Raw genomic sequence first — 19,082 nt, forward strand, 5'->3', positions numbered from 1 at the left:
GATGAAAAAGATGATAGGAAAACTGGCGCTTAGCGCACTGGGGTTAGCGGTTGCAGGCGGCGTCTCGGCGAAGACGCTGGTTTACTGTTCTGAAGGCTCGCCGGAGAACTTCAACCCGCAGCTCTACACCTCCGGTACCAGCGTGGACGCCAGCGCCGTGCCGATTTTTAACCGCCTGGTGGATTTCAAACCGGGCACCACCGAGCTGGTGCCCAGCCTGGCGGAGCGCTGGGAGATCAGCCCGGACGGCAAGGTGTATACCTTCCATCTGCGCAAAGGGGTTAAGTTCCAGAGCAATAAACTGTTTACGCCGTCGCGCGATCTCAACGCCGATGACGTGATCTTCTCGTTTATGCGCCAGCTCGATACGAAAAATCCTTATCACACCGTTTCGGGCGGTAACTATGCCAACTTTGAAAGCCTCGAGCTGGCAAAACTGATCACCCGTATCGATAAGGTGGATGATCTGACGGTGCGGATTACGCTGGCCCATGCCGAAGCGCCGTTTCTCGCCGATCTGGCGTGGTATTTCGCCTCGATTCACTCGGCGGAATATGCCGGCCAGATGCTGAAAGCCGGTACGCCGGAAAAGGTCGACATGCAGCCGATTGGCACCGGACCGTTTGAGCTGGTGCAGTATCAAAAAGATTCCCGCATTCTCTACAAAGCCTTCCCGCAGTACTGGCAGGGCAAGGCTAAAATCGATCGGCTGGTGTTTTCCATCACCCCGGACGCCTCGGTGCGCTATGCCAAACTGGAGAAAAATGAGTGCCAGGTGATGCCGTTCCCTAATCCGGCCGATCTCGACAACATGCGCCACAACCCGAACATCACGCTGGAACAGAAATCTGGCCTCAACACCGGTTTCCTGTCGTTCAACACCACCAAAGCCCCGCTGGATAACGTGAAAGTGCGCCAGGCGCTGGCGATGGCCATCAATAAGCAGGCGATCATTGATGCCATCTTCAAAGGTACCGGCACGGTGGCGAAGAATATTCTGCCGCCGGATGTGTGGAGTGCAGATAAAGATCTGCAGGATTACGCCTACGATCCGCAACAGGCCAAAGCGCTGCTGCAGCAGGCCGGCATTCAGCCGGGCACCGAAATTTCGCTGTGGGCGATGCCGGTCCAGCGGCCGTATAACCCCAACGCCCGCCGCATGGCTGAGATGATTCAGGCCGACTGGGCAAAAGTGGGCATCAAAGCCAACATCGTCAGCTATGAGTGGGGCGAATACCTCAAGCGCGTCAAGGGCGGCGAGCATCAGGCGGCGCTGATGGGCTGGACCACCGCCACCGGCGATCCGGATAACTTCTTCGGGCCATTGTACAGCTGCACCTCGGCGAACGGCGGCTCCAACTCGTCCAAATGGTGCTATGCGCCGTTTGAGAAAATCATCACCGAGGCGCGCGCCGAACAAAATCACGACAAGCGCGTGGCGCTGTACCGCGAGGCGCAGCAGATGATGCATGACCAGATGCCGGCAGTCATGATTGCGCACTCAACGATTTTCGAGCCGGTGCGTAAATCGGTCAGCGGCTACCAGGTGGATCCGTTCGGCAAACACATCTTCTATCCGGTGGATATCACGCCTTAATCGCAGCGGACAGCGCGCTGAGCTGCTGTTGCAGAAAGGTCAGAAACAGAGTCAGGGCGGCGCTGCGGGGTCGCCCTGACTGCGTCTGCAGCTGCAGCGTACGCTGGCTCAGCTGATCGATATTGACCGCGCGCATCACCAGACCCTGCTGCTGCGCCTCTTCCGCCAGGGTAAAACTGCTGCAAATAGTCACCGCCAGCGGCGTGCGCAGTAAAAAATGGAACAGGGTGGAGAAATTGTCGCAGGTCAGCACCGGTTCAATCAGGTGGCCACTCATGTGGCTGGCCAGCTCAAACAGCTGGCGTACCGTGGTGTTTTGCTGCGGTAGCGCCAGCGGATAGTGGCTGAGATCGGCCAGCGCCACCTGCGGCACGCCCGCCAGCGGATGGCTGTCATGCATCACCAGCAGCACTGGCGCCGGCCATGAGCCCACCACCTCAACCGCACGTTCCGCGTGCAGGCTGAATTGCAATGCCACATCGCACTCGCCGCTGCGCAGCAGTTCAGCCACGCCCTGCGCGCTTGCCACCCGGACGTCAAACAGCACACCGGGATGATCGCGGCGAAAGGTGGCAATCAGCCGGGGCAGCAGGGTAAACGCCAGCCCGTCGGTGCAGGCGACACGAATCAGCGTGCGCCGCACCGCCTTCAGGCCTTTAATCTCCGCCAGCGCATACTCCATATCCAGCAGATTTTTGCGCACGTGATGGGCAAAAATCTCGCCGGCCTCGGTCAGCACCATGCCGCGCGCATGACGGGCAAACAGCGTCACGCCCAGCTGCTGCTCCAGCCGCTGAATCTGGCGGCTGATGGCAGAGACCGCCACAAACAGCTGGGCGCTGGCCGCGCTGAGCGAACCGCAATCGGCTACCGCGAGAAAATAACGCATTTCCGTGCTTAACATGCCATGGCCTCCGTCTGTGCCTGCCTCGAAATCGGGCAACGCAGCTTTGCTTTAAAGGCAAATCTTACTCGATAAATTGATAATTGTGGCAAAGCTGCCTTTCCGCAAAGATGAAAAAACAGCAGACCTATAACAGGCAGGGCAAACATGACAGCACAACAGGCGGTTCAGCAGGCCACCGCATATTTCGACAGCGGGGAGTTTCAACGTATCCTGGCGCGCCGCGTGGCGTGGCGCACCGAGAGCCAGCGCGACGATCGCGATGCGGCGTTACAGGACTATTTGCAGCAGGAGATTGCGCCGCAACTGCAGGCGCTGGGCTTCACGCTACAGCTCATCGATAACCCGCACGCCGCCGGCCGGCCATTCCTCGTGGCGGTGCGCATGGAAGATCCCGCCTTACCGACCTTGCTGAGCTACGGACACGGTGATGTGGTATTCGGCGATGACGAAAACTGGCGCAGCGGGCTGTCGCCGTGGCAGCTGACCGAAGAGGGCGATCGCTGGTACGGACGCGGCAGCGCCGACAACAAAGGTCAGCACTGCGTCAATCTTGCGGCGCTGGAGCAGGTGTACCAGGCACGTGGCGGCCGTCTCGGCTTTAACTGCAAATGGCTGTTTGAGATGGGCGAAGAGATCAGCTCGCCGGGGCTGGCGCAGCTGTGTCAGCAGCAGGCGGAACTGTTGCAGGCTGACCTGTTCATTGCCTCCGACGGTCCGCGGCTCAACGCCGTGCGGCCGACGCTGTTCCTCGGTTCGCGCGGTGCGGTAAATTTCTGCCTGACCATCAACGCGCGTGACAATGCTTATCACTCCGGCAACTGGGGCGGACTGCTGAGCAATCCCGGCACCCGGCTGGCCAGCGCCATCGCCACGCTGGTGGACGCGCAGGGCGTGCTGCAGGTGGAGGCGCTGCAGCCCGATTCGCTGACGCCGCAGGTGCGCGCCATTCTCAGCGATATCGAGGTGGGTGGCATGCCAGGCGATCCCGCGATTGACACCAACTGGGGCGAGCCAGGCCTGACGCCTGCCGAACGCCTCTACGGCTGGAATACGCTGGAAGTGCTGTCGTTTCTCACCGGTAACCCGGCACGCCCGATGAATGCCATTCCCGGCAGCGCGACGGCGGTGTGCCAGCTGCGTTTTGTGGTCGGTACCGACTGGCAGCGGCTGGCGCAGCACGTCAGCGCGCATCTGGCGCAGCACGGCTTCCATGATGTTGAGGTTGAATTTTTGCGTGGTTCACCCGCCACGCGTCTCGATCCTGACGATCCGCTGGTGCACTGGGTGCTGAACAGCATGGCGGCAACCAGCGGCAAAAAACCGGCACTGCTGCCCAACCTTGGGGGATCGCTGCCGAATGAAGTGTTCGCGGAGATTCTGGGCCTGCCAACGCTGTGGGTGCCGCATTCGTATCCCGCCTGCGGTCAGCATGGCGTGAATGAGCACATGCTGAAATCGATTGCCCGCGAAGGGCTGCAGATCATGACGCAGCTGCTGTGGGAGCTGGGCGAGCAGGGCACGGAATGGCTGGCGCAACACCGCGCCTATGCCGGAGGTGGCGCATGAGCAGCCTCAGCCATAGCGCGCCGCTGAGCGGTGTGAAGCCTAACCTGCATAAAACGCTGTTTGCGACCTGCATCGGTAATGCGCTGGAGTGGTTCGACATTGCGGTATATGGCTTCTTCGCCAGCTATATCGCCCACGCCTTCTTTCCCACCAGCGATGCGTCGGTCTCGCTGCTGCTGACCTTTGGCAGTTTCGGCGTCTCCTTTCTGATTCGCCCGCTGGGCGCGGTGGTGCTGGGCAACTATGCCGATCGCCACGGGCGTAAAAAAGCGCTGCTGCTCTCAATCAATCTGATGATGCTTGGCGGAGCCATCATTACTTTTATGCCGGGCTACGACAGCATCGGCCTGCTCGCACCGCTGCTGATCCTGCTGGCGCGCCTGGTGCAGGGCTTCTCTGCCGGTGGCGAATTTGGCAGCTCTACGGCGTTTCTGGTCGAGCATTTTCCCGAGCGCAAAGCCTTTATCGCCAGCTGGCAGTTCGCCACCCAGGGCGCCAGCACGCTGATGGCCTCGGCGTTTGGTCTCGGTCTGACGCAGATCCTGAGCGAAGGCCAGATTCAGGCATGGGGCTGGCGTATTCCGTTTGCCTTCGGCCTGCTGATTGGCCCGCTCGGGCTGTATATCCGCCGTCACGTGCACGAGCCCGCCAGCTTTGCCGCACAGACGCCGGAAGCGGCCCCGCTTAAACGGCTGTTTGGCCGGCAAAAAGCGCTGATGCTGCTGGCGATTGGCCTGATGGTGATCTCCACGGCGGTCAACTACATGCTCAACTACGTGCCGACCTACGCAACCAAAAATCTGCATCTGCCGGGCTCGGTGGCCTTTACCGCCACGCTGCTGGCCGGGGTGATTCTGACGGTAGTGACGCCGCTGATGGGATTGTGGGCGGAGCGCATTGGCCGCCTGCCGCTGATGTGGGGCTCGCTCATACTGCTGATGGTCACCATCTATCCGGCCTTTCGGCTGGTGGTCAATCACACCACGCCGGCCACGCTGATTGTGCTGGTATGCTGGATGGCGCTGCTGAAATCGATCTATTTTTCTACCGTACCCTCGGTGATGGCGGATCTGTTCCCGATTGGTACGCGCGCCAGCGGCATGGCCATCAGCTATAACATTGCGGTTACGGTGTTTGGCGGTTTTGCGCCGCTGATTTGCACGCTGCTGATCAGTGCCACCGGCACCAGTCTGGCGCCGGGCTACTACCTGATGGCGATGTCGCTCTTTAGCGGGATAGCGCTGCTGCGCAGTCAGAAACGGATACGCTAAGTGGCAACCGGTGCGCGCGCTGCGCACCGGTGTTTACGCATCAGGCAAACTGCAGATAGGCGACGTGCGTTTGCAGATACTCCTCCAGCCCGTGGCGGCCATCGGCACCGCCGATGCCGGATTTGCGCCAGCCGGCATGGAATCCCTGCATCGCTTCAAAATTTTCGCGGTTAATGTAGGTTTCCCCGAATTTCAGCCGGCGCAGCGCGATCATCGCGGTGTTCAGATCGCGGGTATAGAGCGATGAGGTCAGGCCATAGTCGCAGTCGTTAGCCAGCGCGATGGCTTCATCCAGCGTGTTAAAGCGCATCACCGGCAGCACCGGGCCAAAAATCTCCTCACGCATGATCGCCATCTCCTGACGTACCCCGGTGATGATGGTTGGTTCAAAATAAAAGCCGCGTTCACCGGCACGTTTGCCACCCAGCACCACCTTGCCGCCCTGCGCGACGGCGCTGGCGACCTTTTGCCCGACGCGGTCGCACGCGGCTGCGCTAATCAGCGGTCCCATATCCACATCGGCCTGCAGCGCCGGATCGCCAAATTTCACCTGCTGCATCGCCCCGGTCAGGGCGCTGATAAAGCGATCGTAAATGCCGTCTTGCACATACACGCGCTCGACGCAGTTACACACCTGACCGCTGTTAATAATGCGCGAACTGACGATAGCCCTGACGGCCAGATCGAGGTCGGCGTCGTCCATGACAATTGCCGGCGCTTTACCGCCCAACTCCAGCGACACTTTGGTCACATTCGGTGCCGCGGCGGCCATGGTGGCGATGCCGGCGTTGACGCTGCCGGTCAGGCTCACTAACCCGACTTTCGGGTTGGCGGCCAGTTCCTGTCCCACCTCCGGGCCATAGCCGTAAACGATGTTAATTACCCCGGGCGGCAGGCCGATATCGTCGATAATGGCGGCGAACAGGGCGGCGTTGTTCGGGGTGATCTCACTCGGCTTCAGCACGATAGTGTTGCCGGTGATCAGCGCCGGTGCCGCTTTGCGCGCAATCAGGAAGAAGGGAAAATTCCACGGCAGAATACCGGTGGTCACACCAATCGCTTTCTTAAACACAAAGATGTTTTCGTTTGGGCGATCGCTGTTGACGATTTCCCCTTCGTAGCGTCGCGCCCATTCCGCCATGTAGTCGAGGTAGTCAGCGGTAAACAGCACTTCGGTTTGCGCCAGCGCCTGGGTTTTGCCGCCCTCCGCGACGAGGGTGGCGCTCAGCTCAGGCTCGCGCTGGCGAATTGCCGTGGCGATGCGGTGCAGCCAGTCGCCGCGCGCCACCGCCGGTAACGCTTCCCAGCCGGGCTGAGCGGCTTCTGCGGCGGCAATGGCTGCCGCCGCCTGCTGTTTGCTGCCCTGGGGCACGCGTGACAGCAGGGTCTCCGTCGCCGGGTTAATCACTTCAATCCAGCTATCGTTATGCGCCTCGACAAACGCGCCATTAATGTAGTGTTGATGATGAAGGGTCATGTGCAGGGGCTCCACGCTCGGTTTTGTTAAACTGATGTGAAGGAAGAGTGAAGCAGATGAACGCTGGCGACCTTTTTATCACTGCCAGCACCGGCAGGGCGCTGGCAATAGCGGCAAGAATCACGCGACCGACGCAGCATTCTGCGTCAGTGGACCGTTTCAGGAACCAGGCATCATGGCGCCGCTGGCAATAAACCAGACCAGAAAACTGACACCGGCAACGATAATGGCGATGGGGAACAGCAGACCGATTTTCATATGCATCCTGAGCGTTAGGCGAGCTGGATTAGCGCGCGGTGGGTTTTCATCATACTGAATAGCTGAAATTGTGTCGCGTCATCGACCTGACGCAGATGTTCGCCTTTCTGATACTGAATCTGATGCACATGGCCGAGCTGACGCCACACCACAATGGCTGACGCCAGCAGCGCGCAGTTCTCTTCGCTCTGCACGCAGTCCAGCGTGGCGTAGTGAGTAGTATCTAAGCCATTAATGAACACATTCAGCGCCTCGGGCGGCACGATGGCGCGGATGTCATCCAGCATCACGCGGCTCACCGCCTGCGACAGCACCAGCGTTAACCGTTTGCTCTTCATCTCAATCCCTGGTTCCGATGATTTTTCCCACGTTATACGGATTTAACCCCGTCGGGGGAAGTGCTTCGCGCAGCTTTGTGTGAGTGCCATGTTAAGCGGCGCGCTGGCAACAGAGGAAAAACTGTGCCGATCAACACAACATAAATTAAAAATATGCCGAATAATAAGCAACTTAAAGAACTTGTCCGGCATAACAGCGGCAAATGCGAATTTGTGATCCTTATGTTGCATACCCCCCCGATTTTGCCAGTCAGCCTGGCTTTACGGCAACCATCTAAAGGCTGAGTCCACGCAGTGCGCCATAGACTGCCACTAATCGGAAACCGCAGGTGTTTCCGTCTGGCCTCAACCTTACGAAGGAATAACAATGAACAGTGCCATTCTTGCAGGTATCTTCTGGCATCTGGTGGGTGCCGCCAGCGCCGCCTGTTTTTATGCTCCGTTTAAACAGGTTAAAAAGTGGTCATGGGAAACCATGTGGTCGGTCGGCGGCGTGATGTCGTGGCTGATTCTGCCCTGGGCAGTCAGTGCCGCGCTGTTACCAAACTTCTGGGCGTACTACAGCAGTTTCAGTTTGTCGCAGCTGCTGCCGGTGTTTCTGTTCGGTGCCATGTGGGGCATCGGCAACATCAACTATGGCCTCACCATGCGCTATCTGGGGATGTCGATGGGGATTGGCATCGCCATTGGCATTACGCTGGTGGTGGGGACGCTGATGACGCCGCTGTTGCAGGGCCGATTTGTTGAACTGTTCAGCTCCGCCGGCGGCCGGATGACGCTGCTGGGCGTACTGGTTGCGCTGCTGGGTGTGGCGATTGTGTCGCGCGCCGGGCTGCTAAAGGAGCGGGCGCTGGGGATCAACGCCGAAGATTTCAATCTGAAGAAAGGCCTGGTGCTGGCAGTGCTGTGCGGCATCTTCTCTGCCGGCATGTCGTTTGCCATGGATGCGGCGAAGCCGATGCATGAAGCCGCTGCCAGTCTGGGCATTAATCCGCTGTATGTGGCATTGCCGAGCTACGTGGTGATCATGGGCGGTGGCGCGCTGATCAACCTCGCGTACTGCTTTATCCGCCTGGCGGTGAAGCCGGAGCTTTCGCTGCGCCGCGATTTTTCCGTGGCAAAACCGCTGCTGATCGCCAATATCGCCTTCGCCGTGCTGGGGGGAACCATGTGGTATCTGCAGTTCTTCTTCTATGCCTGGGGCCACGCAAAAATTCCTCCACAGTACGACTTCGTAAGCTGGATGCTGCACATGAGCCTGTACGTGCTGTGCGGCGGCCTGGTGGGACTGGTGCTGAAGGAGTGGAAATCGGTGGGGCGTCGACCGGTGAGTGTGTTATCGATTGGCTGCGTGGTGATCATTATCGCGGCAAACATTGTCGGTCTCGGTATGGCCGCCTGACCGCGCTTAACATCACACCGCCTGACGCGTCTCTGCGCGCGTCAGGCTTTTTCTTTGTCTGCCATCGGTTCGCGCGGCGACAAAAAACGCTGACGCCACGCGCTGGGCGTTAACCCGGTTTCGCGCGTAAACACCACGGAAAAGTAGTTGCTGTCATCAAACCCGCAGCGCGCCGCCACTTCGCTAATCAGACATGCCTGCGTGCGCAACAGATATTTTGCCTGACAAAGCTGCAGCTGACGCAGGTAGTGGCCGATGGTCATGCCGGTTTGCTGACGGAACAGCTGTTTCAGCGACCGTTCGCTGAGCTGATTTTGCTGGCAGAAATGGGGCAGATCGAAGGGGCGGCTGATATCGCCGAGCAGCGCCGACATCAGCAGATCGAGCTGTTCGCCCTCGGGCAGCACCCACGGGCGATCGGCGGCGTAGCCGTGACGGCGCAATATCAGTGCCAGCTGCAAAAACAGCGCTTCCGACAGCTGAATCGATAGCGAATCACTTTTGCGACTTTCGCGCTCCAGCTGGCTGATGACGCCGCGTGCCAGCGCCATGCCGCGCGTGGTCAGACGCCAGCTGGCGGGTGTCTCTTCATCCTGTGGCGGCAGCAGCTGCTGCCAGTCGAGCGCCAGGCTGAAGCGATCGCGGCAGTAGAGAATATTGTCGAGCGCCAGATCGTTGACGCTATCAAAACTGTGGCAATCACTGTCGCGGATGTAAAACACATCGCCGCAGGTGATCAGCCACGGCCGCTCGTTGAGGATATGCAGGCCATTACCGCGCCAGACAATCACAATCTCGCTGAACTCATGCCGGTGCGGTGGAAAAGAGGGCTGCGGCATGCGTTCTGCCACGGCTATGGGCAAATTGCTGGCCGGGAAGTAATCCTCGCGCGTCAGTAACAGCGGCATGTCAGCCCTCCGGTTACCCCATCTGCTGGCGCGCCATGCGCGGCGCGCAGCCAAATTCCCGCCGGAACAGGGTGGAGAAGTGATTACTGTCACCAAACCCACACTGATAGGCGATGTCCGTGATGCGCATCTCGCTGTGGCGCAACAGGTGCCGCGCCTGCAATAAACGCAGCCGATTGAGATAGCGCTGCGGCGTGCTGCCGGTCTGCTGCTTCATCTGGCGATGCAGGGTACGCAGCGACAAACAGAAGCGATCGGCCAGCGCTTCCCACGCAATCTCCTCACTGTAGTGCGCATTCAGCCAGTCCAGCAAGCGGTGCAGGCGGGCATCCTGGTCCTGCGCCTGATCGTTGTGCGCCGCCTCGCGCAGCAGCACCAGCAGCTGCAAAAAGTACTGTTCCTGCTGCGCCTGACGTTCCAGCGACCAGCTGGCCGGCTGCTTCATCTGCGTCACCAGCTGCAGCGCCTGCGCCATCACTTTATGGTTGATCCGCCAGTGTGAAACATACTGGCCGTCCTGTTCGCGCGGCAGCAGCGCCTGCAGGCCGGACAGAAAGCGGAACGCTGCCGGACTGCGATACAGCACATTCGTCAGGCACAGATTGTCGGTCTGCTCGTACAGATGGCGATCGTGATCGCGCACAAAACAGACGCAGCCGGCGCTGAGCGCCTGCGGCTGACCGTTGAATACGTGGATGCCCGAGCCCTGTTCCACCAGCACAATTTCATGAAAATCATGGTGATGCTCCGGAAACGCCGACTGCGGCACACGTGGCTCAATGGCTATCGTGTAATCACCGGCCGGAAAGAAATCAGCACTGTGTAATACCGTCATCATGCGCCCTCAGTTAACAAAACCGTAACCGAGTCTACGCAGCTGCCTGCCACCTTACCTTGAATTTTGCACCGGGCAGCGCAGGAAAATCGCCAATTATTCAAGATCGCCTAAGTGATTGATGGAATTGCGGCAAGGCTCACAACTCTGCCGTTATGCGGTTCTGTGAGCTCACTCACGAACACCTTTGCAAACCTGCCAGCGGTGATGCCCCGCTGGCACTCGCGGGAAGGTGTCTGCGGCGCAGGATTTCTACTCTGTCGCCATGTCTTCACAGGGAGTACTCGCCATGAGTCTGCGTAATATTGTTGCCATCGATTTAGGCGCATCCAGTGGCCGCGTCATGCTGGCCAGCTGGCAGGCTGACCATCAGCAGCTCAGCCTGCGCGAAGTGCGGCGTTTCGCCAACCCGCGCGTGCAGCGCGGCGATTATGACTGCTGGGATTTGGACCGGCTGGAACAGGAGATCCGCGCCGGGCTGCAGCAGCTGGATGAGGAGGGCATTGTGCCGGACAGCCTCGGCATTGATACCTGGGGTGTAGATCTGGTGCTGCTGGACGCGCACGGCGAGCGGGTGGGAGAAGCGGTCAGCTACCGTGATAAACGCACCGACGGCCTGATGGCCCAGGCGATGCGTGAACTCGGGAAACCGGCGCTGTATCAGCGTACCGGCATTCAGTTTCTGCCGTTCAACACGCTGTATCAGCTGCGCGCGCTGCATCTGCAGCAGCCGGACTGGCAGGCGCAGGTGAAGCACGCGCTGATGATTCCGGATTATCTGCACTATCGCCTGACCGGTGAACTCAACTGGGAATACACCAACGCCACCACCACCCAGCTGCTCAATATTCACAGCGGCGAATGGGATCGCGAGCTGCTGGCCTGGGCGGGCGCCGACGCCAGCTGGTTCGGCACGCCGCGTGCGCCGGGTAACACCGTCGGTTACTGGCGCAACGCCAGCGGCCAGCGCATCCCGGTGATCGCCGTCGCCACCCATGATACCGCCAGCGCGGTGCTGGCCACGCCGCTGGAGCAGGACGATGCTGCCTATCTCAGCTCCGGCACCTGGTCGCTAATTGGCATCGAAAGCCTGCAGCCCTGCGTCAGCGAGGCGGCGCTGCAGGCTAATCTGACCAATGAAGGCGGTGCGGAAGGCTATCGGGTGCTGAAAAACATCATGGGCCTGTGGCTGTTGCAGCGGGTGTGTAGCGAGCTGCACATCAGCGATCTCACTGCGCTGATCGCCGACGCCGCGCGGGAACCGGCCTGCCGCGCCCTGATTCACCCTAATCATCACCGCTTCATCAATCCGGCCAGTATGGTGCAGGAGATCCAGAATGCCTGCGCCGAACAGGCGATGCCCGTGCCGCACAGCCCGGCGGCGCTGGCGCGCACCATCTTTGACAGCCTGGCGCTGCTCTATTCGCAGACGCTGCAGGAGCTTAGCGAGCTGCGCGGCACTGCGCTGCGTCAGTTACATATCGTCGGTGGCGGCTGCCAGAATCCGCTGCTTAACCAGCTGTGCGCCGATGCCTGCCAGCTGCCGGTGTTTGCCGGTCCGGTAGAAGCCTCGACGCTGGGCAACATCGGCTGCCAGCTGATCGCGCTGGGTGAGTTGCGCGACGTGGCCGATTTACGCCGCTGCATTCGTCACAATTTCCCGTTAGAAAAATTTATCCCGCTGAATCACAGCGTCTTTGCGACCCATCAGGCTCGCTTTGCGGCGCTGAGCCTACCTGCTAAGGAACTTGCATATGACTAAGCTGACTGAACAGGCCTTTGAACTGGCCAGACAACGCTACGCCGCCATTGGGGTGGATGTGGAACAGGTGATGGCACAACTGGATACCATTCCGGTGTCGATGCACTGCTGGCAGGGCGACGATGTGCGCGGGTTTGAGAATCCGCAGGGGGCGCTCACCGGCGGCATTCAGGCGACCGGCAACTATCCGGGGCGGGCGCGCAACGCAGTTGAACTGCGTGCCGATCTCGACAAAGCGATGTCGCTGATTCCCGGCGCCAAACGCCTCAACCTGCACGCCATCTACCTCGAGAGCGACCGCCCGGTGGAACGTGATGCGATTGAGCCGCAGCACTTCAGCAACTGGCTGGAGTGGGCGAAAAGCAAAAAGCTGGGGCTGGATTTTAACCCAACCTGTTTTTCTCATGCGCTCAGCGCAGACGGGTTTACGCTGTCGCATGCCGATCCGGGCATTCGCCAGTTCTGGATCGACCACTGCACCGCCAGCCGCCGTATTTCCGCCTGGTTTGGCGAGCAGCTGGGCACGCCGTCAGTCATGAATATCTGGGTGCCGGACGGCATGAAAGATCTCACCGTCGATCGCCTTGCGCCGCGCCAGCGTCTAGCCAGCGCGCTGGATGAGATCATCCGCGAACCGCTGAATCCGCAGCACCACATTGATGCAGTGGAAAGCAAACTGTTTGGCATTGGCGCGGAGAGTTACACCGTGGGTTCCAGTGAGTTCTGCCTCGGTTACGCCACCAGCCGCCAGACCGCGCTGACGCTGGATGCCGGCCACTTCCATCCTACCGAAGTGATCTCCGACAAAATCTCCAGCGCCATGCTGTTTGTGCCGCGCCTGCTGTTGCACGTCAGCCGTCCGGTCCGCTGGGACAGCGATCACGTGGTGCTGCTGGATGATGAAACCCAGGCGATTGCCAGTGAGATCGCCCGTCAAAAGTTGTTCGACAGGGTGCACATCGGTCTCGACTTCTTCGATGCCTCGATCAACCGCATTGCCGCCTGGGTGATCGGCACGCGCAATACTCAAAAAGCCCTGTTGCGGGCGCTGCTGGAGCCGGGCGAACAGCTGCGTCAGCTGGAGCGTGATGGGGATTTCACCGCCCGGCTGGCGCTGCTTGAAGAGCAGAAATCGCTGCCGTGGCAGGCGGTATGGGAAGCGTGGTGCCTGCGCCACGATGTGCCAGCCGATGCCAGCTGGCTAAGCGAAGTCCGTCACTACGAACAACACGTGCTGCGTCAACGTTAAGGAATCGATTCATGCAAACAATTCTCTCCGCGTGGTTTGTGCGCGACATGGTTAAAGCCACCAGTGACATGTGGCTGAAAGGCTGGGATGAACGTAACGGCGGCAACGTCAGTCTGCGTCTGTTGCCGGAAGAGGTCAGCGCGTATGCCAGCGATTTTTATCCGGCACCGCGCTGTATTGAACTGAGCAAGCCGGCGCCCGCGCTGGCCAACGACTGGTTCCTGGTGACCGGCTCCGGAAAGTTCTTTCGCAACGTGCAGCTCGATCCGGCAGACAGTCTGGTGCTGCTGCAGGTGGATGACAAAGGGCTGTCATACAAAATTCACTGGGGGCTCAGCAACGGAGGGCTGCCAACGTCCGAGCTGGCGGCGCACTTTCAGTCACACAGCGTACGCAAGGCACTGAGCCACGGCGCGGACCGGGTGATTATGCACTGTCACGCCACCCACTTTATGGCGCTCAGCTATGTGGTGGATCTGGATGCGGCGCGCTTTACCCGCCTGCTGTGGGAGGGCAGCACCGAGTGCCTGGTGGTGTTCCCCGATGGCGTCGGCATTTTGCCCTGGATGGTACCGGGTACCGATGGCATTGGTCAGGCGACGGCAGAAGCGATGGCCAGTCATAGCCTGGTGATGTGGCCTTTCCACGGAATCTTTGGCGCCGGACCGACGCTCGACGAAACCTTTGGTCTGATTGATACCGCTGAGAAGTCATCGCAGGTGGTGGTCATGGCGCTGTCGATGGGCGGCATTCGTCAGAGCATCACCACCGAACAGCTGATTGCGCTGGGCGAGCGCTTTAACGTGAAGCCGTGGCCGGCGGCGCTGCAGGCGGAGCGCAGTGATGTTGCGTAAAGCGTTCGTCATGCAGGTCTATGCGCACTGCCATGCAGAGTATCAGCGCCGTCACACGCCGATCTGGCCAGAGCTGGAACGGACGCTGAAAGCACATGGCGCGCACAACTACGCGATCTGGCTGGATGCTGAACGCAACCTGCTGTTTGCCAGCGTCGAGGTTGAATCCGAAGCGCGCTGGCAGGCCGTGGCGCAAACCGAGGTGTGTCAGCGCTGGTGGGCGTCAATGCGTGACCTGATGCCATCAAATCCCGACGACAGCCCGGTGAGCAAAGCCCTGCAGCCGATGTTTTTCCTGCCTTAGCCGGCCATGTCAGCAGCGGTGCCGCCAGGGGCGCCGCTGCCTGTGAAACGCACTAGCCGTTGGAACGCAGCTGCGGATAACGGCGGAAAATGGCGATGCACCAGAACAGTCCCGCCAGGCCAATGATGGCGCCCACGTTGCCCACGTCTGCCATCTGCAGATGCAGACTGACCTGGTTACCGAGTAGCGCGCCTGCGCCGATGCCGATGTTATAAATACCGGAAAACAGCGACATGGCGACGTCGGTGGCGTCCGGTGCCAGCGATAGCACGCGCACCTGCATCGCCAGGCCGATCATCATCATTGCCATTCCCCAGATAATACACAGCACGGTAATCGCTGCCGGACGTACCGCAGCAAACACCAGCAGACCCATACACAGGGTAATCAGCGCAATGGCGGCGATCAGCAGCGCGGACGGGAATTTATTGCCCAGCGTACTGAACAGAATGCTGCCCAGAATGCCGGCTGAGCCGAACAGCAGCAGTAACAGGGTGGTGAAGTTCTCATCGGCACTGGCCACTACCTGCATAAACGGCTCGATATAGCTGTAAGCGGTGTAGTGCGCGGTCACCACGACGGTGACCAGAATGTACATCGCCACCAGCGCCGGGCGGCGAAACAGCATCGGCACGCTGCTGAGTGAACCGGTGTGCTCACTCGGCAGGCGCGGCAGTATCCGCACCAGCATAATCAGCAGTACCAGTGCTGACAGGCCGATCATACCAAAGGTGGTACGCCAGCCCAGATATTGACCCACAATACGACCAATCGGCACGCCCAGCACCATCGCCAGCGCCGTGCCCGTGGCCAGCATACTCAACGCCTGGGTTTTCTTGCCGGCTGGCGCAACGCGAATCGCCAGCGAGGCGGTGATCGACCAGAACACCGCGTGCGCCAGTGCAATGCCAATGCGCGACAGCACCAGCGACGTGAAATCCCACGCCACGGCCGATAACAGGTGGCTGGCAACAAACAGAATAAACAGGATGGCCAGCAGCAGGCGGCGCTCGACGTTGCGCGTCAGCAGCATTAACGGCAGCGATAACAGCGCCACGACCCAGGCGTAGATGGTCAGCATGATACCGACATCAGCGGTTTTCATTGCAAAGCTGCTGGCGATGTCCGACAGCAGGCCAACCGGCACAAATTCGGTGGTATTGAAGACAAAAGCAGCGATAGCCAGCAGCACCACGCGTAGCCAGGCTGTTTTACGGGAAACGGTTGTTGATTGCATTGAATTCAAATCGGCTAAACGACGAGTGAGGGGGCAGGAACGCACCCGGTAAAGTGACCTCGATCACAAATTTCCGCTATTGTGGAGCATTAGTCAGCCGATGAAAACCGTTAACCCGGGTTTTATCACTGAATATTTCTTATCGCGCTGAGCGTGGTAAATAGCCTGCGGTTATGGGGAGCTGCTGCGCCAGCGTGCTGCCGGCCCGCGAGTCTGCCGTACCAGCACAGGCTAAGTCAGGTGTTTCTGTAATAGAAAAATCGCTTAGCCGTGCTGAGGGTGGGTACCGTGCGGGCGGGTACGGTTCAGACCAGGATTATCAGAGTCACGCCATATGCTTTAGTGCCACGCTAAAGTTGTGGGTCGGATTTTTTTTTACGCCCACCGGGCAGCAGTGTTCGCAGCCCAACGCAGTGGCGTAAAATTTACGCGCCTGCTGGATTGCAGCCCCGGGCGTGTAAAAAGTCCCGAGAAAACGGCGACCGCCGTCGGAAGGCAGGAACGGACAGCCCTTCGCATGCACCACATGATTGTCGTTATAACCGGCATGCTTATCGACATAATAGTAAAGCTCCATCTGACTACCTCATTGCTGTGTAAAAAATAAGTCTATGTATTATTGGAATAGAACGAATTATAGCGATGAATTGCTATTTTGTTTTAAGTGGTACGGCGCGAATGCCCGATTATTCGAATCCAGCGGAGCAGGCGGGACGCTGAGGTCCCGCGCTAACGATGAAGGGTATTACAGTTTGCGGCCCTGTAAACGCAGGCCAACCAGCAGTGCCAGCACCAGCAGGGCGCTGATAAACAGGGTCACGCCCGGCCAGCCGTAGCGGTGCCAGAATACGCCGCCGAGGGTGCCGGCCACGCTGGAGCCCACGTAGTAGCTGAACAGGTAAAGTGATGATGCCTGGCCTTTCGCCCGGCGCGCGCGCGGTCCAATCCAGCCGCTGGCCACCGAATGGGCGGCAAAGAAGCCGGCAGTGAACAACATCATGCCCGGCAGAATCAGCCACAGCGAATTAAAGGCGGTCAGCAGCAGACCGGCCAGCATGATCGCCGTGGCGCCCGTCATTACCGGACCGCGACCAAAGCGGCTGGTCATCGCGCCAGCTTTCGGCGAACTCCACGAACCGGTGAGATACACCACTGACAGCAGCCCAACCACCGCCTGGCTCAGTGACCACGGCGCGCTCAGTAAACGGTAGCCGATGTAGTTAAACAGCGTGACAAACGCGCCCATCAGCAGAAAGCCTTCGGCAAACAGCAGCGGCAATCCTTTGTCGCGCCAGTGCAGGCGGAAGTTGATCAGCAGACTGCGTGGCCGCAGCGAGGCAGGGCGAAAATGGCGCGACGCGGGCAGAATTTTCCAGAACATCAGTGCGCCAGCCAGCGCGCAGCAGCCAATGACGCCAATGGCAATACGCCACGAGAAAAAGTCGGTCAGCACACCGGAGAGTAAACGACCGCTCATGCCGCCAATCGAGTTACCGCTGATGTACAGCCCCATGGAGAAGGCGATGACCCGCGGATGCATCTCTTCGCTCAGGTAAGTCATGCCCACCGCCGCGACGCCACTGAGCGACAGACCGGTCAGCGCGCGCATTAGCAGAATCCCCTGCCAGCTGCTCATGGTGGCGGAGATCAGCGTACAAATCGCCGCCAGCATCAGCGCGGTCACCATTACCGATTTACGTCCAATCGCATCTGACAGCGGGCCGGTGAACAGCAGGCCCAGCGCCATCAACCCGGTGGAGAGCGACAGCGAAATACTGCTTTCGGCAGGCGTCACGCCAAACTGCTGTGACAGCACCGGCAGAATCGGTTGTACACAATAGAGCAGGGCGAAGGTGGCAAGACCGGCAGAGAACAGCGCCAGCGTCACGCGCATAAACTGCGGCGATCCACGTTCTATCCATTCAGTAGCGGTATCGGCGGTAACAGGCTTCGTGGACAAGCTGTCCTTATCAAGCGTCACAGCCTGGGAAGAGCGACTCACAGTACTTCCTCAATTCAGCAAATGTCTGAATACTGTAGGAAAGGCTAAATAGGTTGTACAATATATTAATAATCTCAAATGAGACGTTTAAGATATGATGATTGAGCTGCGCCATCTGCGCTACTTTATTGCCGTTGCGGAAGAGCTGCACTTTGGCCGCGCCGCACAGCGGCTGCATATTTCTCAGCCGCCGCTCAGTCAGCAGATTCTGCAACTGGAACAGGCGCTGGACGCGCAGCTGTTCACCCGCACTAATCGCAGCGTACAGCTCACGCCGGCCGGCCAGTCGTTTTTACAGGATGCGCGCGCGGTTTTATTGCAGGTAGAACAGGCGGCCGGGCGCGCGGCGCGCATTCATCACGGTCAGCAGGGAGAGCTGCGCATCGGCTTTACCTCCTCGGCGCCGTTTACCGGACTGGTGTCGGATGCGCTGTATCACTATCGGCAGCGCTGGCCGGACGTGCATATTCAGATGCAGGAGTACAACACGCGCCAGCAGCTGGCGCCGCTGCACGAAGGGCGACTCGACCTGGGCGTCATGCGCAATACACCGTTGCCGGAGGATCTTCAGCACCGCCTGTTGCTGCGTGAACCACTGTGCGCAGTGGTGCACCACGCGCATCCGCTGGCACAGACGACGTCGATTAGCATCCGGGCGTTAGCCAGCGAACCTTTTGTTTTCTTTGATGCGCAGGGCGGCACGGCCCTGTACGGTGAAATTCTGGCGCTGCTGCATCGCTACCAAATCAAACCTTACATTACCCAGGAAGTAGGTGAAGCCATGACGATTCTCGGCCTGGTGGCAACCGGGCTGGGCGTGTCGATTTTACCCGCCTCGTTTGCCCGCGCGCGACTGGCGGAAGTTGCCTGGATTCCGCTACAGGAAAGTGATGCCATTTCTGAGGTGTGGCTGGTGTGGTCAGCATTGCGCCAGCCGAGTGCGCAGATGAGCAATATGATGACGCTGCTGCTGCACAATGCCGAGGAATGAACCCGCGGGTACAGAAAACCGCGTCCTTTGTGTGCGATAAATCACATTTCTAATCAAATATTTGACGCTGCGCGCCAATCTGCATCACCATAGCTGCTGTTTATTTAGAAGCGCGAAAATATCC

The 19,082-nt window shown here is 59.5% G+C and carries 18 protein-coding genes; 9 read left to right on the forward strand and 9 right to left on the reverse strand.

What is annotated here, in order from left to right:
- Nucleotide 1 precedes the first annotated feature (1 nt).
- The gene (locus F3J36_RS03505; protein WP_166718936.1) at nucleotides 2–1,597 is read left to right on the forward strand and encodes an ABC transporter substrate-binding protein; all 1,596 of its coding nucleotides are present in this window, start codon (nucleotides 2–4) and stop codon (nucleotides 1,595–1,597) included.
- Here F3J36_RS03505 and F3J36_RS03510 read toward each other — a convergent pair.
- Nucleotides 1,587–2,501 (reverse strand): LysR family transcriptional regulator, encoded by a 915-nt coding sequence (locus F3J36_RS03510; protein WP_166718937.1) that lies wholly within the window; start codon nucleotides 2,499–2,501, stop codon nucleotides 1,587–1,589. The two genes, F3J36_RS03505 and F3J36_RS03510, sit on opposite strands and share 11 nt — an antisense overlap.
- Before the next feature lie 147 nt (nucleotides 2,502–2,648).
- On the opposite strand from F3J36_RS03510, the gene F3J36_RS03515 reads away from it, so the two are divergent.
- Nucleotides 2,649–4,070 (forward strand): M20 family metallopeptidase, encoded by a 1,422-nt coding sequence (locus F3J36_RS03515; RefSeq protein WP_166718938.1) that lies wholly within the window; start codon nucleotides 2,649–2,651, stop codon nucleotides 4,068–4,070.
- Nucleotides 4,067–5,341 (forward strand): MFS transporter, encoded by a 1,275-nt coding sequence (locus F3J36_RS03520; RefSeq protein WP_166718939.1) that lies wholly within the window; start codon nucleotides 4,067–4,069, stop codon nucleotides 5,339–5,341. The genes F3J36_RS03515 and F3J36_RS03520 overlap by 4 nt, the downstream gene beginning before the upstream one ends.
- 40 nt (nucleotides 5,342–5,381) lie before the next feature.
- Here the strand turns inward: F3J36_RS03520 and aldA are convergent, their stop codons facing one another.
- The 3 genes from aldA to F3J36_RS03535 all read right to left on the reverse strand — a co-directional run bounded on the left by aldA (nucleotide 5,382) and on the right by F3J36_RS03535 (nucleotide 7,414).
- On the reverse strand, nucleotides 5,382–6,818 hold the full coding sequence (gene aldA / locus F3J36_RS03525; protein ID WP_166718940.1) for an aldehyde dehydrogenase: 1,437 nt from the start codon (nucleotides 6,816–6,818) through the stop codon (nucleotides 5,382–5,384).
- A 159-nt stretch (nucleotides 6,819–6,977) separates the two neighbouring features.
- Nucleotides 6,978–7,076, reverse strand: a complete 99-nt coding sequence (locus tag F3J36_RS03530; protein ID WP_021313714.1) for a YoaK family small membrane protein — start codon at nucleotides 7,074–7,076, stop codon at nucleotides 6,978–6,980.
- Nucleotides 7,077–7,090: 14 nt separating this feature from the next.
- A complete protein-coding gene (locus F3J36_RS03535) occupies nucleotides 7,091–7,414 on the reverse strand; it encodes a hypothetical protein (protein WP_058780589.1) in 324 nt (107 codons plus the stop codon).
- Nucleotides 7,415–7,781: 367 nt separating this feature from the next.
- Here F3J36_RS03535 and rhaT point away from each other — a divergent pair, with 367 nt between their 5' ends.
- Nucleotides 7,782–8,816 (forward strand): L-rhamnose/proton symporter RhaT, encoded by a 1,035-nt coding sequence (rhaT, locus tag F3J36_RS03540; RefSeq protein WP_021506088.1) that lies wholly within the window; start codon nucleotides 7,782–7,784, stop codon nucleotides 8,814–8,816.
- Between the two features lie 41 nt (nucleotides 8,817–8,857).
- Here the strand turns inward: rhaT and rhaR are convergent, their stop codons facing one another.
- Nucleotides 8,858–9,724 (reverse strand): HTH-type transcriptional activator RhaR, encoded by an 867-nt coding sequence (gene rhaR / locus F3J36_RS03545; RefSeq protein ID WP_150058106.1) that lies wholly within the window; start codon nucleotides 9,722–9,724, stop codon nucleotides 8,858–8,860.
- Nucleotides 9,725–9,737: 13 nt separating this feature from the next.
- Complete coding sequence (rhaS, locus tag F3J36_RS03550; RefSeq protein WP_166719124.1) at nucleotides 9,738–10,559, reverse strand: HTH-type transcriptional activator RhaS; 822 nt, start codon at nucleotides 10,557–10,559, stop codon at nucleotides 9,738–9,740.
- A gap of 289 nt (nucleotides 10,560–10,848) precedes the next feature.
- On the opposite strand from rhaS, the gene rhaB reads away from it, so the two are divergent.
- Genes rhaB through rhaM form a run of 4 tightly spaced genes read left to right on the forward strand, consistent with a single transcriptional unit; the run spans nucleotide 10,849 to nucleotide 14,728 of the window.
- Complete coding sequence (rhaB, locus tag F3J36_RS03555) at nucleotides 10,849–12,321, forward strand: rhamnulokinase (RefSeq protein WP_166718941.1); 1,473 nt, start codon at nucleotides 10,849–10,851, stop codon at nucleotides 12,319–12,321.
- Nucleotides 12,314–13,570, forward strand: a complete 1,257-nt coding sequence (locus tag F3J36_RS03560; RefSeq protein ID WP_166718942.1) for an L-rhamnose isomerase — start codon at nucleotides 12,314–12,316, stop codon at nucleotides 13,568–13,570. Before rhaB ends, F3J36_RS03560 begins: the two co-directional genes overlap by 8 nt.
- An 11-nt stretch (nucleotides 13,571–13,581) precedes the next feature.
- On the forward strand, nucleotides 13,582–14,424 hold the full coding sequence (gene rhaD / locus F3J36_RS03565) for a rhamnulose-1-phosphate aldolase (protein ID WP_088515799.1): 843 nt from the start codon (nucleotides 13,582–13,584) through the stop codon (nucleotides 14,422–14,424).
- On the forward strand, nucleotides 14,414–14,728 hold the full coding sequence (rhaM, locus tag F3J36_RS03570) for an L-rhamnose mutarotase (RefSeq protein ID WP_132462549.1): 315 nt from the start codon (nucleotides 14,414–14,416) through the stop codon (nucleotides 14,726–14,728). The genes rhaD and rhaM overlap by 11 nt, the downstream gene beginning before the upstream one ends.
- A 52-nt stretch (nucleotides 14,729–14,780) precedes the next feature.
- On the opposite strand, the gene F3J36_RS03575 is transcribed toward rhaM, so the two are convergent.
- From F3J36_RS03575 to F3J36_RS03585, 3 genes are all read right to left on the reverse strand, one after another.
- Nucleotides 14,781–15,965 carry a sugar transporter gene (locus F3J36_RS03575; protein ID WP_031279126.1) on the reverse strand — a complete coding sequence of 395 codons (1,185 nt, stop codon included), beginning with the start codon at nucleotides 15,963–15,965 and terminating at the stop codon, nucleotides 14,781–14,783.
- Between the two features lie 325 nt (nucleotides 15,966–16,290).
- A complete protein-coding gene (locus tag F3J36_RS03580; protein WP_021506080.1) occupies nucleotides 16,291–16,542 on the reverse strand; it encodes a hypothetical protein in 252 nt (83 codons plus the stop codon).
- Nucleotides 16,543–16,710: 168 nt separating this feature from the next.
- On the reverse strand, nucleotides 16,711–17,967 hold the full coding sequence (locus F3J36_RS03585) for an MFS transporter (RefSeq protein WP_166718943.1): 1,257 nt from the start codon (nucleotides 17,965–17,967) through the stop codon (nucleotides 16,711–16,713).
- Nucleotides 17,968–18,061: 94 nt separating this feature from the next.
- On the opposite strand from F3J36_RS03585, the gene F3J36_RS03590 reads away from it, so the two are divergent.
- A complete protein-coding gene (locus tag F3J36_RS03590) occupies nucleotides 18,062–18,958 on the forward strand; it encodes a LysR family transcriptional regulator (protein ID WP_166718944.1) in 897 nt (298 codons plus the stop codon).
- Nucleotides 18,959–19,082 lie beyond the last annotated feature (124 nt).

Source organism: Pantoea sp. Cy-640, assembly GCF_011752635.1.
Taxonomy (GTDB): Bacteria; Pseudomonadota; Gammaproteobacteria; order Enterobacterales; family Enterobacteriaceae; genus Pantoea; species Pantoea dispersa.

Bases quoted from the DNA above. Each gene is read 5' to 3' on its own strand.
- rhaT (WP_021506088.1), top strand. From the start codon at position 7,782: ATGAACAGTGCCATTCTTGCAGGTATCTTCTGGCATCTGGTGGGTGCC.
- rhaD (WP_088515799.1), top strand. From the start codon at position 13,582: ATGCAAACAATTCTCTCCGCGTGGTTTGTGCGCGACATGGTTAAAGCC.
- F3J36_RS03590 (WP_166718944.1), top strand. From the start codon at position 18,062: ATGATGATTGAGCTGCGCCATCTGCGCTACTTTATTGCCGTTGCGGAA.
- F3J36_RS03560 (WP_166718942.1), top strand. From the start codon at position 12,314: ATGACTAAGCTGACTGAACAGGCCTTTGAACTGGCCAGACAACGCTAC.
- rhaS (WP_166719124.1), bottom strand. From the start codon at position 10,559: ATGACGGTATTACACAGTGCTGATTTCTTTCCGGCCGGTGATTACACG.
- rhaB (WP_166718941.1), top strand. From the start codon at position 10,849: ATGAGTCTGCGTAATATTGTTGCCATCGATTTAGGCGCATCCAGTGGC.
- rhaR (WP_150058106.1), bottom strand. From the start codon at position 9,724: ATGCCGCTGTTACTGACGCGCGAGGATTACTTCCCGGCCAGCAATTTG.
- F3J36_RS03520 (WP_166718939.1), top strand. From the start codon at position 4,067: ATGAGCAGCCTCAGCCATAGCGCGCCGCTGAGCGGTGTGAAGCCTAAC.
- F3J36_RS03575 (WP_031279126.1), bottom strand. From the start codon at position 15,965: ATGCAATCAACAACCGTTTCCCGTAAAACAGCCTGGCTACGCGTGGTG.
- F3J36_RS03530 (WP_021313714.1), bottom strand. From the start codon at position 7,076: ATGAAAATCGGTCTGCTGTTCCCCATCGCCATTATCGTTGCCGGTGTC.
- aldA (WP_166718940.1), bottom strand. From the start codon at position 6,818: ATGACCCTTCATCATCAACACTACATTAATGGCGCGTTTGTCGAGGCG.
- F3J36_RS03510 (WP_166718937.1), bottom strand. From the start codon at position 2,501: ATGTTAAGCACGGAAATGCGTTATTTTCTCGCGGTAGCCGATTGCGGT.
- F3J36_RS03515 (WP_166718938.1), top strand. From the start codon at position 2,649: ATGACAGCACAACAGGCGGTTCAGCAGGCCACCGCATATTTCGACAGC.
- F3J36_RS03535 (WP_058780589.1), bottom strand. From the start codon at position 7,414: ATGAAGAGCAAACGGTTAACGCTGGTGCTGTCGCAGGCGGTGAGCCGC.
- F3J36_RS03580 (WP_021506080.1), bottom strand. From the start codon at position 16,542: ATGGAGCTTTACTATTATGTCGATAAGCATGCCGGTTATAACGACAAT.
- rhaM (WP_132462549.1), top strand. From the start codon at position 14,414: ATGTTGCGTAAAGCGTTCGTCATGCAGGTCTATGCGCACTGCCATGCA.
- F3J36_RS03505 (WP_166718936.1), top strand. From the start codon at position 2: ATGAAAAAGATGATAGGAAAACTGGCGCTTAGCGCACTGGGGTTAGCG.